Source organism: Actinomyces culturomici, from assembly GCF_900499005.1.
In the GTDB taxonomy this organism is placed as follows: domain Bacteria; phylum Actinomycetota; class Actinomycetes; order Actinomycetales; family Actinomycetaceae; genus Pauljensenia; species Pauljensenia culturomici.
In genome coordinates this window covers 26,006-40,382 of the sequence record NZ_LS991318.1, presented here as the reverse complement: position 1 = coordinate 40,382, position 14,377 = coordinate 26,006, and the positions used below count along the sequence as shown (strand labels likewise).

Annotated in this window: 11 protein-coding genes; 3 read left to right on the top strand and 8 right to left on the bottom strand. The window is 70.0% G+C overall.

Going from position 1 to position 14,377, the window contains the following annotated elements; translation table 11 throughout:
• Positions 1-84: 84 nt before the first annotated feature.
• The 4 genes from DY157_RS10000 to DY157_RS09985 form a co-directional block, all read right to left on the bottom strand.
• Positions 85-1,290: a DNA polymerase III subunit delta' gene (locus tag DY157_RS10000; RefSeq protein WP_115728511.1), complete on the bottom strand. Its 1,206-nt coding sequence runs from the start codon at positions 1,288-1,290 to the stop codon at positions 85-87.
• On the bottom strand, positions 1,287-2,168 hold the full coding sequence (gene tmk, locus DY157_RS09995) for a dTMP kinase (protein WP_407923476.1): 882 nt from the start codon (positions 2,166-2,168) through the stop codon (positions 1,287-1,289). Before tmk ends, DY157_RS10000 begins: the two co-directional genes overlap by 4 nt.
• Positions 2,169-2,244: 76 nt before the next feature.
• Positions 2,245-4,950 (bottom strand): type I DNA topoisomerase, encoded by a 2,706-nt coding sequence (topA, locus tag DY157_RS09990; RefSeq protein ID WP_115728510.1) that lies wholly within the window; start codon positions 4,948-4,950, stop codon positions 2,245-2,247.
• A 384-nt stretch (positions 4,951-5,334) separates the two neighbouring features.
• Positions 5,335-7,002 carry a DUF7059 domain-containing protein gene (locus tag DY157_RS09985; protein WP_115728509.1) on the bottom strand — a complete coding sequence of 556 codons (1,668 nt, stop codon included), beginning with the start codon at positions 7,000-7,002 and terminating at the stop codon, positions 5,335-5,337.
• Positions 7,003-7,348: 346 nt separating this feature from the next.
• Between DY157_RS09985 and DY157_RS09980 the strand changes: the two genes are divergently transcribed.
• On the top strand, positions 7,349-8,326 hold the full coding sequence (locus DY157_RS09980) for a DUF808 domain-containing protein (RefSeq protein WP_115728508.1): 978 nt from the start codon (positions 7,349-7,351) through the stop codon (positions 8,324-8,326).
• A gap of 13 nt (positions 8,327-8,339) precedes the next feature.
• Here the strand turns inward: DY157_RS09980 and DY157_RS09975 are convergent, their stop codons facing one another.
• Together DY157_RS09975 and DY157_RS09970 are read right to left on the bottom strand one after the other, a co-directional pair.
• Positions 8,340-9,182, bottom strand: a complete 843-nt coding sequence (locus tag DY157_RS09975) for an aldo/keto reductase (protein WP_115728507.1) — start codon at positions 9,180-9,182, stop codon at positions 8,340-8,342.
• Between the two features lie 3 nt (positions 9,183-9,185).
• Complete coding sequence (locus DY157_RS09970; RefSeq protein ID WP_115728506.1) at positions 9,186-10,058, bottom strand: aldo/keto reductase; 873 nt, start codon at positions 10,056-10,058, stop codon at positions 9,186-9,188.
• Between the two features lie 91 nt (positions 10,059-10,149).
• Here DY157_RS09970 and DY157_RS09965 point away from each other — a divergent pair, with 91 nt between their 5' ends.
• On the top strand, positions 10,150-10,725 hold the full coding sequence (locus tag DY157_RS09965; RefSeq protein ID WP_115728505.1) for a TetR/AcrR family transcriptional regulator: 576 nt from the start codon (positions 10,150-10,152) through the stop codon (positions 10,723-10,725).
• 296 nt (positions 10,726-11,021) lie between these two features.
• Positions 11,022-11,645 carry a superoxide dismutase gene (locus DY157_RS09960; protein WP_115728504.1) on the top strand — a complete coding sequence of 208 codons (624 nt, stop codon included), beginning with the start codon at positions 11,022-11,024 and terminating at the stop codon, positions 11,643-11,645.
• 634 nt (positions 11,646-12,279) lie between these two features.
• On the opposite strand, the gene ptsP is transcribed toward DY157_RS09960, so the two are convergent.
• Together ptsP and DY157_RS09950 are read right to left on the bottom strand one after the other, a co-directional pair.
• A complete protein-coding gene (ptsP, locus tag DY157_RS09955) occupies positions 12,280-13,965 on the bottom strand; it encodes a phosphoenolpyruvate--protein phosphotransferase (RefSeq protein WP_115728503.1) in 1,686 nt (561 codons plus the stop codon).
• Between the two features lie 2 nt (positions 13,966-13,967).
• On the bottom strand, positions 13,968-14,234 hold the full coding sequence (locus tag DY157_RS09950; protein WP_115728502.1) for an HPr family phosphocarrier protein: 267 nt from the start codon (positions 14,232-14,234) through the stop codon (positions 13,968-13,970).
• Positions 14,235-14,377: the final 143 nt, after the last annotated feature.

Below are 14,377 nucleotides of genomic sequence, written 5' to 3'. Positions count from 1 at the left end.
ATGAGTCGGAGGTTGTGAGGCGCGCGGCCGGGCGGGGGCTCCCCGCCCGGCCGCGCGGCGTCGGGACGACGCTCCGACTCGGTCTCAGACCTGCGGGCGCAGGGAGACGGTCATCGCCTCGAGGACGAGGAGGGCCTGACCGTTGGCGACGAGGCGCCTGCGGGCGTCCTCGATCGCACCGACGCGCGTCATCGTCTGGCGCGGCGTCGAGTTCGCGGCGATCTCCTCGACGAGGTCGACGAGGTCCGCGTTGATCGGCTCCTGACCGGTGCCGAGCTGGAGCATGAGGACGTCGCGGTAGATCGCGAGGAGGTCGATGAGCGCCCGGTCGAGTTCGTCGGTGAGCGCGCGCTTCGCACGGCGCTTCTGCTCCTCCTCGAGCTGATGGATCAACGTCCGGGCCTGGCGGTTCGCCGACTCCGACTCGTCGAGTCCGAGCCGCGCGAGGAGCTCCCTCTTCTCCCTCTCGTTGCGCTCCAGGGTCCGGGCGTCGGCCTGCTCCTTCGCGGTCTTGAGGAGCGCCTCGGCGGCGAACACGGCCTCGCCGACGGAGCGGACGCGGACGGGCGCGGTGATGATCTCGCGGCGGCGCCTGCGCTGCTCAGGGTCGCGGGCGAGCGCGCGGGCGAGCCCGATGTGCGATTGGGCGGCACGGGCCGCCTCGAAAGCCGTCGCCTCATCGGCGACGCCCTCGGAGACGAGGAGGTCGGCGACCGCCTGCGCGGGCGGGATCCGCAGTCCGAGGTGACGGCAGCGCGAGCGGATCGTCTGGATCATGTCCTCCGGGCTCGGCGCGCACAGGAGCCACACGGTCCGCTCCGGGGGCTCCTCGATCGCCTTGAGGAGAACGTTCGCGGTGCGCTCCTGGATCCGATCGGCGTCTTCGACGATGAGGACGCGCCAGCGGCCCTGCGAGGGCGCGGTCTGCGCCTCGAGGACGAGGCTCCGCGCGACGTCGATCGAGATGATGCTCGTCTCGGTCGCGACGAATCGGACGTCGCCGTTCGATCGGCTCATCGTCGTCCGACAGCCGGGGCACTCCCCGCATCCGGGAACGGGCCCGGTGCACTGAAGGGCGGCCGCGAAGGCGCGAGCGGCGACCGAACGTCCCGAGCCGGGCGGCCCGGTGAGGAGCCACGCATGGGTCATCGCGCGCTGCTCCTCGACGACGCTCGGATCGTCCGCATCGCCGGAGAGGATCGCCCGGGCGCCCTTGGCGGCGTCGGCGAGGACCGCGACGGCGGCGTCCTGCCCGACGAGCTCGTCCCAGACCGGGCGGGCGTCGCTCACAGGAGGGCGTCCTCGTCCCCGGAGGGCCACAGCGTCGCCTGCTTGCCGAGCAGGCTCGCGAGGACGGGCGTCTTCTTCGGACCGGAGTCCTCGGCGGGAGCGCCGGCGTTCTGCGCAACGCCGTCACCCGAGGGCGAAACGGCGGACGACGCCTCAGAGTCCGAATCGGCGCCTTCATCAGCGGAGATTCCAGCCGCGGCCGCGTCCTCGTCGATCCCCTCGGAAACCGCGGCCCCCTCGAAGCGCTCCTCGAGGACCCCGCGGATCTCGGAGAAGACCTCATCCGGGGTGCCGACGGCGTCGATGACGATCATCCGCTCCGGCTCCGCGTCGGCGAGGCGCAGGTACTCGTGGCGGACGCGCTCGTGGAAGTCCATCGACTCGCGCTCGAGCCGATCGGGGGCGTCCGTGCGGCGGCGCGCGCCGACCTCGGGCGGGAGGTCGAGGAGGAAGGTGAGGGACGGGTCGAGGGACTCGGTCGCCCACGCGGAAAGGGAACGGATCTCGTCGACGCCGAGCGAGCGGGCGGCGCCCTGGTAGGCGAGGGACGAGTCGATGTAGCGGTCGCCGAGGACGACCTCCCCGCGCTCGAGCGCCGGGCGGATGACGGTCGCGACGTGGTAGGCGCGGTCGGCGGCGTAGAGGAGGGCCTCCGTGCGCGGGTCGACGTCCTCCGGGCCGTTCTGGACCATGCGGCGGATGTCGGAGCCGAGCGGAGTCCCGCCGGGCTCGCGGGTGACGAGGACGGTCCGGCCGCGTGCGACGAACCACTCGCGCACACACTCGATCTGGGTCGACTTGCCCGACCCGTCGCCGCCCTCGAAGGTGATGAAGAGGCCCTCGGGGCTCACCGCCTGATCCACGCTCCCGCCTTCCATGCGCCCATCCTCCCACGGCTCGTGGGCGTCTCGGTCCGCTCGGGCCCCGGGCCGCGGTCCCCCGCGGCCCGGCCCCTCACTTCGTCGTCTTCTTCGCCGCGGTCTTCCGCGTCGTCGTCTTCTTCGCGGCGGGCTTCTTCGCCGCCCTCCCGCGCTTGGGGGCCGGTCCCTTCGCGCGCTTGTCGGCGAGGAGCTCGAAGGCGCGCTCCTCGGTGAGGTCTTCAACCGTTTCGGCGCGCGGCACCGTCACGTTCGTCTCGCCGTCGGTGATGTAGGGGCCGAAGCGCCCGTCCTTCACCGTCACCTTCTTGCCGGAGACGGGGTCAGCGCCGAACTCACGCAGCGGCGGCTTCGCGGCCCCCCGGCCGCGCGTCTTCGGCTGCGCGTAGATCGCGAGCGCCTCGTCGAGGGTGATCGTCAGCAGCTGATCCTCGCTCGCGAGGGTCCGCGAGTCGGTCCCCTTCTTGAGGTAGGGCCCGTAGCGGCCGTTCTGCGCGGTGATCGCCTCGCCCGTCGCCGGGTCGACGCCGACCTCCCGCGGGAGCGAGAGGAGCTGGAGCGCCTGCTCGAGCGTCACGCTCGACAGGTCCATCGACTTGAAGAGGGAGGCGGTGCGCGGCTTCGCCGCCGCCTTCTTCCCCTTGCCGGCGCCGGCACCGTCCTCGTCGGGGAGGATCTCTGTGATGTAGGGGCCGAAGCGGCCGTTCTTCGCGACGAGCACGTGCCCGGTCACCGGGTCGACGCCGAGCTCGCGCCCGTCGTCGGCGGCGAGGGCGAAGAGTTCGGCGATCTTCGCCGCGTCGACCTCGTCGGGGGCGACGTCCTCGGGGAGGTTCGCGCGCGACCCGTCCGCCTTCTCGAGGTAGGGGCCGTAGCGGCCGACGCGCACGACGACGCCGTCGCCGACGTCCTGCGAGTTGACGGCACGCGCGTCGATGTCGTCGCCGAGCGACTCCACCTGGAACTTCAGGCCGTCCGCGTCGCCCGCGCCGTCGGCGCCGAGGTAGAAGAGGGAGAGGAAGTCCTGGCCCGACTCCTCGCCCGCGGCGATCCGGTCGAGGTCGGACTCCATCGTGGCGGTGAAGTCGTAGTCGACGAGGTTCCCGAGGTTCTCCTCGAGGAGCCGCGTCACGGAGAACGCGAGCCACGTCGGAACGAGGTACTGGCCGCGATGGGTGACGTACCCACGGTCCCCGATCGTCTGGATCGTCGCCGCGTAGGTCGAGGGGCGGCCGATGCCGCGCTCCTCCATCGTCTTGACGAGCGTCGCCTCCGTGTAGCGGCCGGGCGGCTGGGTCTCGTGGCCCTCGGGGCTCGCCGACGCGACGTCGGCGGCGTCGCCCTCGGAGACGTTGGGGAGGACCTTCTCCGCGTCCGAGTCCTTCTCCGCGTCGTAGCGGCCCTTGTCGCGGCCCTCCTCGTAGGCGCGGCGGAAGCCGGGCTCGGTGATGACGGTGCCGGACGCGGCCGACACGACGTCGCGGCGGCTCCCGTCGACCTCGACGCCCGTGAGGACGCGGATCGTCGCGGTGAAGCCGGTCGCGTCGATCATCTGCGAGGCGACGGTCCGCTTCCAGATGAGGTCGTAGAGGGCGAGCTGCTGACGGTTGAGGTTCGACGCGACCTGCGCGGGCGTGCGGAAGTGATCGCCGGCGGGGCGGATCGCCTCGTGGGCCTCCTGCGCGCCCTTGGCGACGTTCCCGTAGAAGCGCGGCTTGTCGGGGATCGATCCCGACCCGTAGAGCTCGACCGCCTGGGCGCGGGCCGCGGAGATCGCCTGCCCGGACAGCGCCGTCGAGTCGGTGCGCATGTACGTGATGTAGCCGGACTCGTAGAGCGACTGGGCGGTCCGCATCGTCGAGGCGGCGTTCCAGTGGAGCTTGCGCGACGCCTCCTGCTGGAGCGTCGAGGTCGTGAAGGGGGCCGCGGGGCGGCGCCGGTAGGGCTTCGTCGCGACCTCGTCGATGATCGACGAGGACGAGGCGGCGAGCGCGTCGGCGAGGGAGCGGGCGAGTGCCTCGTCGAGGTGGATCACCCCGGCCTTTTCCGCCTTCGCGGTGAGGACGCCCTTCTCGGAGAAGTCCGAGCCCGTGGCGACGGAGTGCCCGTCGACCTGGACGACCTTCGCGTCGAAGGCTTCCGAGCCCGCCTCGATGCGCGTCTGGATCGACCAGTAGGAGGCGGCGACGTGCGCCATGCGGTCGCGCTCGCGATCGACGACGAGGCGCGTCGCGACCGACTGGACGCGGCCGGCCGACAGGGACGGGCGGATCTTGCGCCACAGGAGCGGCGAGACCTCGTACCCGTAGAGGCGGTCGAGGATGCGGCGGGTCTCCTGCGCGTCGACGAGGGAGGTGTCGAGCTCGCGCGTCGTCTCGAGCGCGCGGGTGATCGCCTCCTTCGTGATCTCGTGGAAGACCATCCGCTTGACGGGAACCTTCGGCTTGAGGACCTCGAGGAGGTGCCAGGCGATCGCCTCGCCCTCCCGGTCCTCATCGGTGGCGAGGAAGAGTTCGTCGGCCTCCTTGAGGGCCCGCTTGAGCTCCGTCACCTTCTTCTTCTTGTCCGGGTTCACCGTGTAGTAGGGGGTGAATCCGTGGTCGACGTCGACGGCGAAGCGCCCGTAGGGGCCCTTCTTCATGTCGGCGGGCAGTTCCTTGGGCTGGGGGAGGTCGCGGATGTGCCCGATGGAGGCGGTGACGTGGTAGTCGGGACCGAGGTAGCCCTCGATGGTCGCGGCCTTCGCGGGAGACTCCACGATGACCAGCTTCGACGCTCCCATGTTCCACCCTTTCGGCGCTCGCGAGTCGGTCGGCGGTGTCCTCCCGCCGTTGCCCGACTGTACATCCCCCCGCCCGCGTTTCCCGTTCCGTCCACCGTCAAGGGCGTTTCGCGATCGACGAGGGCGCGAGGGAATTCCCTGTGAGACGGCGGCCGTCGAGCCGCACAGCCCGCTCACCACTACTGCAACAGAATTGGCAGTACCTTTTACAGTAGGTGTTGCAGTAGGCCGACCCGATGGCGATGCTAGCGAGGCTAATGCCCACTGAAACCGTTGCAATCATGCGGTAAACGACACAGGCTCGCCAGATTCCGACCCTACTGAAATCTACTGTAAAAGTGTTACAGCAGACGGCCGATCCGCAGCGCCGAACGGCGTAGACGGTCACGCGTCACTGGTCGCGGTGCTCAGCATCCCCGCGCTCAGGAGGTCGCGCAGCGGCCCGTCGATCTCGGCCAGCACCTCGTCCGCCTCCCGCTCGGTGAGCATCGCGACGGCCGCCGCGATCTGCCCGACCGAGAGCTCCCCGTCGGATGCGCCGACGACCGCCGAGGTCGCGGTCCCCACCCGGATCGACCGGCCGAGCCCGGACCCCTGATGGAGGATCATCACCGTCGGATCCGGGGAGCCCGGAACGTAGTGGCGCTCCTCGGTGACGTCCTCGGCGCGCTCGAGGCGTAGGCCCGACAGATCCGCGGGGAGGCGCAGCGCATCGAGGGCCCGGCGCGCGTCCGCGCCCCGCGGCCGCGCGCCGGCGAGCCCCAGGTCGAATCGGACGACCCCCTCGCCCTCGTCGCCCCTCAGGCGCCGCATCGCGATGAAGCCCATGCCGACCCCGCCGACGCCCGCGGCGTCGAAGTCGGCGAGCCAGGCCCGGTAGGACCGTTCGCGGGACGCGCGCGCCCCGCCCTCGTCGGTCGGATCGGCGTCCTCGAGCCACATCTCGACGTAGCGCGCCGGATCGAGGACGTCGCGCTGGACGACCCACGCGTCGACGGGCAGGCCCTCGAACCACTCCTCGAGGCGCGCCGACCATTCGGCGTCGGGGTTGAGATCGGCGGGGATCTCCCAATTGCCGATCATCTGGAGGACGCCGCCGGGCACGAGGCGATCCGGGCCGGAGCGGGCGACCGCGCGGACGAGCTCGTCGCGCCTGAGACCGCCGTCGCGGTACTCGAGGAGCCCGTCGGCGCGCAGGGCGTCGGGCGTGATGACGAAGGGCGGGTTCGTGACGATGAGGTCGAAGAGGTCGCCCGCGACCGGCTCGAAGAGGGACCCCTCGCGCACGTCGATCTCGAGCCCGTTGAGCGCGGCGTTGAAGCGGGTGAAGGCGCAGGCCCGCGCGGACAGATCGGTCGCGACGACCCGGTCGGCGTGGGCGGCGAGGTGCATCGCCTGGATCCCGCATCCGCACCCCATGTCGAGGGCCGCGCCGACGCGGTCGCGGATCGTCAGCTCGAGGAGGCTCGTCGACGCTCCCCCGACCCCGAGCACGTGATCGGCGCGCAGCGCCCGGCCGGTCTGCATCGAGGTCCGGTCGGAGGCGATCCACCAGTCGAGTTCACGGGTCGCGCCATGCTCGGCGGGCACGACCGCCGCGTAGGGGCGCAGATCGACGAGGGCGACCACGTCCCCGCCATCAGCGTCCGTTCGTTCGGCGACCAGGCCGAGCGCCCGAGCGCCCTCGAGCCCGAGGGTCGGGAGGGCGTCGGCGACGAGCGCGGCGTCCTCCTCGGCGCCGAGGACGAAGAGGCGCGTGAGGGCCGACGCGGCATCGGTTCGCCCCTCGAGTTCGAGGAGCGCCGGCACCCGCTGGTCGCGGGCGAGTGCCGCGAGCGCCCGATCGGACAGCAGCTCGGAGAGTGCGTCGACGGTCCACTTCGCCGCCTCGAGGTCGGCGGCGAGGCGCCCGATGAGCCCCTCGTCGAGGACCGGGACGTCTGAGCGGGCGTCGGACTGGGCGGTGTGGTCGGACTGGACGTCGTCGGTGCCCGGCTGGTCGGACTGGGCGGGCTGGTCGAACTGGACGGGGGCGGAGTCGGCCGGAGTCATGGCGTCAGAGTAGCCGCCGCCCGGCCGTCCTCACCGAGAGCATTACCTTTCCTCGTCGAAAGCATTACCTTCATGCGTCGAGAGCATCACCTTCGCGCGTCGAGGGGATCTCCGTCCCCTCCATCAGCGCCCTGCTGCACCGGCAGACGGGATCATCGGACCGGGCGTCATCGGTTCCCTCCCACCGGCGCCCGGCTGCGCCCTCGTCGATCGGAGGCCGACCCACGCGGCGCCGCGGAGGCGAGGAACCGCTCACGCCGAACCCCCTTCGCGCGCGGGGCGAGCGCGCCCGCTGGCATGATGGACGAGGCGCATTCGCGCCCGCCCCTCGACGATTAGGACTCCCATGGCCGGCGGACTCATCGCCCTCCTCGACGACATCGCCACGCTCGCGAAGGCGACCGCCACCTCGCTCGACGACATCGCCGCGGGCGCCGCGAAGGCCTCGTCGAAGGCGGTCGGCGTCGTCATCGACGACACCGCGGTGACCCCGCAGTACGTCGCGGGCCTCGACCCCTCGCGCGAGCTGCCGATCATCAAGAAGATCGCGCGCGGCTCCCTCATCAACAAGCTCGCGATCATCCTCCCGGTCGCCCTGCTCCTCACGTGGCTCGCCCCCTGGCTCCTCCCGGTCCTCCTCATCCTCGGCGGGTCCTTCCTCTCCTTCGAGGGCGCGGAGAAGGTTCTCGCGAAGTTCCACCTCCTCCCCGAGCACGCCGAGCACGAGGACGCCCCGCGCGCGACGAGCGCCGAAGAGCTCGAGAAGGGCATCGTCTCCTCCGCGATCCGCACCGACCTCATCCTCTCCGCCGAGATCATGCTGATCTCGCTCGCGAACGTCACGGCCGACTCGAATCTCGTGCGCGTCGGCATCATGGTCGGCGTCGCGTTCTTCATGACCTTCTTCGTCTACGGGCTCGTCGCGGTGCTCGTGAAGATGGACGACCTCGGGCTCCACTTCTCGAGGCGGCGCGGCCCGATCGCCGCGTTCGGCCGCGGGCTCGTCGCCGTCATGCCGAAGGTGTTCACCGTCATCGGCGTCGTCGGCACGATCGCGATGCTGTGGGTCGGCGGGCACATCGTCATCACCTCCCTCGCGAACCTCGGCGTCGACGCCCTCCACCACGTCGTGGAGCAGGGCGTCTCCCTGGTCGAGCGCTTCGGCGGCGCGGCCTCGTGGACGATGGAGACGCTCCTCTCCGGCGTCTTCGGCCTCCTTTGGGGGTCCGTCCTCGCCTACGCGTGGCTGGGGATCTCCCGCCTGCTCCCCCATCGCTCCGAGATCGACGAGGTCGAGGCCGAGGCGTCCGACGGGGCGGAGTGACCGGGCCGGTTGCTCAGTCGAAGGTGAGGAGCAGCTCGAACATGCGCGGGTCGCGGTGGTCGAAGCCCGCGTTCGTCTGTTGACGGTCGAGAGCGGCGATCGCGGTCATCTCCTCCTCGCTCAGGGCGAAGTCGAAGACGTCGATGTTCGCGGCGAGCCGCTCGGGGTGCGTCGACTTCGCGACCGAGGCGATGCCGCGCTGGTAGAGCCACCGGAGCATGATCTGCTGGACGGATGTGCCGTGCGCCGCGGCCGCCTCGAGGAGCGGCACGGACTCGAGGATCTCGCGATTGCCCTGGCCGAGCGGGCCCCAGGCCTGCAGGAGCGTGCCGTTCTTCTCCGAGTATTCGAGAATCTCCTTCTGCTGATTGAAGGGGTGGACCTCGCGCTGGTTGACCGCCGGGACGACGTCGGCGTGATGGACGAGGTCGAGGTACCGGTCGGTGTAGAAGTTCGAGACGCCGATCGCGCGAATGCGCCCGGCCTCGTAGAGCTCCTCCATCGCGCGCCATGACCCGTAATAGTCGCCGAAGGGCTGGTGGACGAGGTAGAGGTCGAGGTAGTCGAGGTCGAGCTTGCGCATCGACTCCTCGAAGGCCTTCTTCGTCTCCTCGTAGCCGTGGTCCTTGAACCAGAGCTTCGTCGTGATGAAGAGGTCGGAGCGGTCGACGCCGGAGGCCTTGATCGCCTTCCCGACGGCCTCCTCGTTGTAATAGCGCGAGGCGGTGTCGATAAGCCGGTAGCCGAGGTCGATCGCCTCGGGGACGGCGCGCGCGACCTCGTCCTCGTTCATGCGGAAGACGCCGAGTCCGATGGCGGGCATCTCGGCACCGGTGTTGAGGGTGAAGCTTTCCATGAGTCAGGCCTCCGGGATCTGGATGCGGGGTTCGTCGACGGAGAAGAGGCTCGGCTCGGGGCCGGAGCGCACGCCCGTGTCGAGGGCGTCGATGGCGGCGAGCTCGTCGGCGGTGAGGGAGAAGTCGAAGACGTCGAAGTTCTCGGCGATGCGGTGGGGCTTCACCGACTTCGGGATGGCCGAGCGATGCTCGTCGACGTGCCAGCGGAGCATCACCTGGGCGACGGTCTTTCCGTGCGCCGCCGCGATCTCCTTGAGGACCGGGTTCTCGAGGGTGCTCGTCCGGTTCTCGCCCCAGCCGGGGTAGAAGGTGATGCCGCCGATCGGCGACCACGCCTGAACGAGGATGCCGTCGCGCTCGCGCGCCCCGTGGAAGTAGGGGTGGTACTCGACCTGGTTGAGGGCCGGGACGATCTCAGTCCTCTCGAGGAGGAGGTCGAGGTCGTCGTCCTGGAAGTTCGAGACGCCGATCGCGCGGACCTTCCCGTCGGCGAGGAGGGTCTCAAGGGCCTTGTAGGCGTCGATCGTCTTCGCGAAGGACTCGGGGGTCGCCGACGCGGGCTGGTGGAGGATGAGGACGTCGATGTAGTCGAGGCCGAGCTTGGCGATGGCCTTCTCGTAGCCGTGAAGGGTCTCCTGGTAGCCGTAGTCGGACATCCAGATCTTCGTCTCGACGACGAGGTCCTCACGGGCGAGGCCGGAGGCGCGGACGGCGGCGCCGACCTCGCGCTCGTTGCCGTAGGCGGCCGCGGTGTCGATGTGGCGGTAGCCGACTTCGAGGGCGGTGCGGACGGCCGCCTCGGTCTCGGCCGGGGCCGACTGGAAGACGCCGAAGCCGATCTCGGGGATCTCGACGCCGTTGTTCAGTGCGATCATCAGTCACTCCTTAGAAGCGGATATTCACTGTCCGCTTCAAAGCCTACGACGGAAGTGGATATTGTCAATCCGTTTTTGTAGGGTGAGAGGTATGAGACGCGACGCGGAGGCGAATAGGAAAAAGCTCCTTCGAGCCGGCAGACGGGTCTTCGCCAAGCACGGACTCGACGCGACGCTCAACGACGTCGCGAAGGCCGCCGGAGTCGGAGTCGGCACCGCCTACCGGAACTTCGCGAACAAGGAGGAGCTCGTCGAGGCGATCTTCGCCGCCCAGGTCGACGAACTCGAGGCCATCGCGAACATGGCGCTCGCCGAATCCGACCCCTGGGACTGCGCGCGCGAGTACCTCGAACGCTCCCTCGCCCTTCAGTACGCGGACAAGTCCCTCGCGCAGATGTACGCGGGCCGCTTCGTGTCGAAATCCGCCCTCGACATGAGCAAGGACCGGATCACCCCCCTCGTCAACCGGATCGGCGACCGCGTCGGCGTCGCCGGAACCGACCTCATCTTCCTCCAGGTGGGAATCCTCGCGATCGCCGACCTCGTCGGCGACCTCTACCCCCGCTACCTCGAGATCGCGCTCAAGGGCCTGCGCGCCGGCGGCGATCTGCCGGGCACGGCTCTCACGACCGAGGAGACCCACGCGATCATGCGCTGGCTGCACTGAGATCGTCGAAGCGAAAGGCGGCAGGGGCCGTATCCGCGTCATGAAGCGCTCCCGGTGCCGAATTCCCTCCCGCGGCACGCACCGGCCCCCGGCACGCCGAGCTCGGCTGGATCGACGACTTCACCTCCGGCGTTCGTCGGGAGTCTCGGCTGGCCGACCGCCAGTCCGACGGGAGCGCCTCAATCCCCCTCGACTCCTCCATCACATCCCCGCGCGAATAGGACTAAGGCCCTGTAACCTCATTGTGTGACGGGCCCGCGAGGGCCAACGGACAACCGCATCACTGAGGAGCGACCATGACCGTGTACACGCTTCCCGACCTTCCCTACGACTACGCCGCTCTCGAGCCCCACATCTCCGGCAAGATCATGGAGCTCCACCACGACAAGCACCACGCGAACTACGTCGGCGGCGCCAACACCGCCCTCGAGAAGCTCGAGGCCGCCCGCGAGTCCGGCGACTTCGCCGCGATCAACCTCTTCGAGAAGAACCTCGCCTTCAACCTCGGCGGTCACACCAACCACTCGATCTTCTGGCAGAACATGACCCCGGACGGCCAGGGCCGCCCCGAGGGCGAACTCGCGAGCGCGATCGACGAGTTCTTCGGCTCCTTCGAGAAGTTCCAGGCCCAGTTCGGCGCCGCCGCCCTCGGCCTCCAGGGCTCCGGCTGGGGCGTCCTCGCGTGGGACGCGCTCGGCAACCGCCTCGTCACCTTCCAGCTCACCGACCAGCAGGGCAACATCCCGGTCGCGACCGTTCCGCTCCTCATGCTCGACATGTGGGAGCACGCCTTCTACCTCGACTACCAGAACGTCAAGGCCGACTACGTCAAGGCCTGGTGGAACGTCGTCAACTGGGCCGATGTCGCCGCCCGCTTCGAGCGCGCCCGCACCCAGTACACGGGTCTCGTCGTCGCCTGACACACTGAGGCATTCGGGTCTCGACTCTGCCGGGTGAAACGGGCTTCGGCTCTCGACCCGGTCGAGTGCAACGGGTTTCGGCTCTCGCTTCGGCCGGGTGAGTCCGGCGCCTGAGGGGACCGCACCGAATGGTGCGGTCCCCTTTCGCATGCCCACGTCCCCGTACGCACGGCTTCGTCCCCCTCGAGGCGCGGCGAATCGCGCGCTCGGACTCTGATGACGACGTACTGCGCCCGGATTCCCTCGGAGGCAGAGCGCGAGTGGAGGGGTTCGCGACACGTGGAGGACTTGGCGACTGGTGGAGGGGGCGTACCCCCTCCTTCTGTCGTCAAGCCCTCCATTTGCAGTGACGGGGCCCGACAAAACCCTCGGCCCCGACCATGACCGGAGGCGCCGGCGACAGGTGGAAGACTTCACGACCCGCAGAGGACGTGGCGACACGTGGAGGACTTGGCGCCCAATGGCGGACTTGGCGACTGGTGGAGGGGGCGCACCCCCTCCTTCTGTCGTCAACCCCTCCATTCGCAGCAATCAACAGCGTCATACGGCAATCAGCAGCTTCCCTGCCCCGAAGAGAGTCCGGCCGGGACCCCGCTGAGGGGTCCCGGCCGGACTATCGATCGGATGACCGCGATCAGATGAGCGACAGCATCGTCGGAGAGACGAGCTTGAGGACGTTCTTGCGCCCCTCCTCCGCCGTCGGAGCGTCGACCGCGTAGGCCGCCATCTGCTGGCACGTCGCGAGGTCGTGGAGGCGCAGGGCCGCGCGCACCGCGTTGACCTTCGACGGGGCCATCGAGAGCGACGCGACGCCGAGGCCCGTGAGGACCAGGGCGAGCAGCGGGTCGCCGCCCGCCTCGCCGCACACGCCGATCGGCTTGCCGGTCGCGCGCCCGCCCTCGCAGGCGAACTTGATCATCTGGAGCACCGCGGGCTGCCACGCGTTGAGGAGCGGGGCGAGCTCGCCGTCCATGCGGTCGGCGGCCATCGTGTACTGCGTGAGGTCGTTCGTGCCGATGGAGGCGAAGTCGACGACCCCGAGCATCTGGTCGGCGCGGATCGCGGCCGCGGGGACCTCGATCATGATGCCGACCTTCGGGAGCCCGGCGGCGCGCGCCTTGTCGGCGAACCACTCGGCCTCCTCGAGCGTCGACACCATCGGCGCCATCACCCACAGATCGGCTTTCGTCTTCGCGTGCGCGGCGGCGAGGGCGGCGAGCTGAGTGTCGATGAGGTCCTCGCGAACCATGCACAGGCGCAGGCCGCGACGGCCGAGGGCCGGATTGGCCTCCTCGCCGAGATCGGCGAAGCTCAGGGGCTTATCGGCGCCCGCGTCGAGCGTGCGAACGACGACGCGGCGCTCGCCGAAGGCGTCGAGGACCTTCGTGTACGTGTCGATCTGCTCTTCGAGCGAGGGGGCGTCGTTGCGGTCGAGGAAGAGGAACTCCGTGCGGAACAGGCCCGCTCCCTCGAGGTCGACCGTCGAGGCGCGCTGCGCGTCGTCGACGGTGCCGATGTTCGCGAGGAGCTTCACCCGGTAGCCGTCGTAGGTCGCACCCTCGCCGGACGAGCCGGCGAGCGCCGAAGCGCGCCTGCGCGAGCGCTCTGCGAGGAGTTCGACCTCCTCATCCGTCGGCGAGACGACGACCTCGCCGACGCCTCCGTCGAGGGCGAGGAGATCGCCCTCGACGACCTCGAGGATGCCGGTCACCTTGACGATCGCCGGGATGCCGAGCTGGGCGGCGAGGATCGCCGTGTGGGAGGTCGGGCCGCCGACCTCGGTGAGGATGCCCTTGACCGTCGACGGGTCGAGCGTCGCGGTCTCGGCGGGCGCGAGGTCGTGGGCGACGAGGATGACGGGCTCGTCGAACTCGGGGACGCCCGGGGCGGGAAGGCCGCGCAGCTCGCAGATCGCCCGGTCGCGGACGTCGTAAAGGTCGGTCGCGCGCTCGGCCATGTAGCCGCCGAGGCCCTTGAGCATCTCCGCGTACTCCTCGACCGCCGCATGGACGGCCGCGGTGACGCCGAGGCCCTTCTTCAGCTTCTTGTCGATCGCCTTCGCGAGACCACGATCCCCGGCGAGCTGCGCGGTCGCCTTGAGGATCGGCGCGGACTCCTCGGGCGCCTTCTCGGCGCGCTCCTTGAGGGAGGCGGAGACGACGGCGAGGGCGCCGCGGACGCGCGTGCCGTCGGCCGCGGGATCGACGCTCGCGGGCTCGTCGGGGTCGACGCCGGGTGCGGGACGGACGATCGCGGCCTTCGCTGCGGCCGTGCCCGCGGAGACGCCGATGCCGTGGAGGACTCGGTGTTCGGAGGACATCGTCACTCCTTGTCGAGATCGCGGGAGAGGAGGGCGACGAGCGAGTCGAGGACCTCGCCGGCGGAGTCGTCGTCGGTCGAGAGCGTGACCTCGTCGCCGTGCTTGACGCCGAGGGTCATGATCTCGAGGAGAGAGGCCGCGTCCGCCTCCTCGCCGTCGAAGAAGAGCGTGATGTCGATGCCGGAGTCGTCGACCGCCTCTGCGAGGAGCGCTGCGGGACGGGCGTGGAGACCGACGGAGGATGCGACGGCGACGGTACGGGAGATCATGGCGGTTCCTTCCGTTCTCTTCTGTCCAACGTTGGACAGAACGACCATTACCCCTCATCGTATGGGCTCGAGGCGATTCGCGGGACCCGGGGGCGAAAACTCGACGCCCATCGCGCGCATGCGCTCCGCCCTCGTGCGAATCG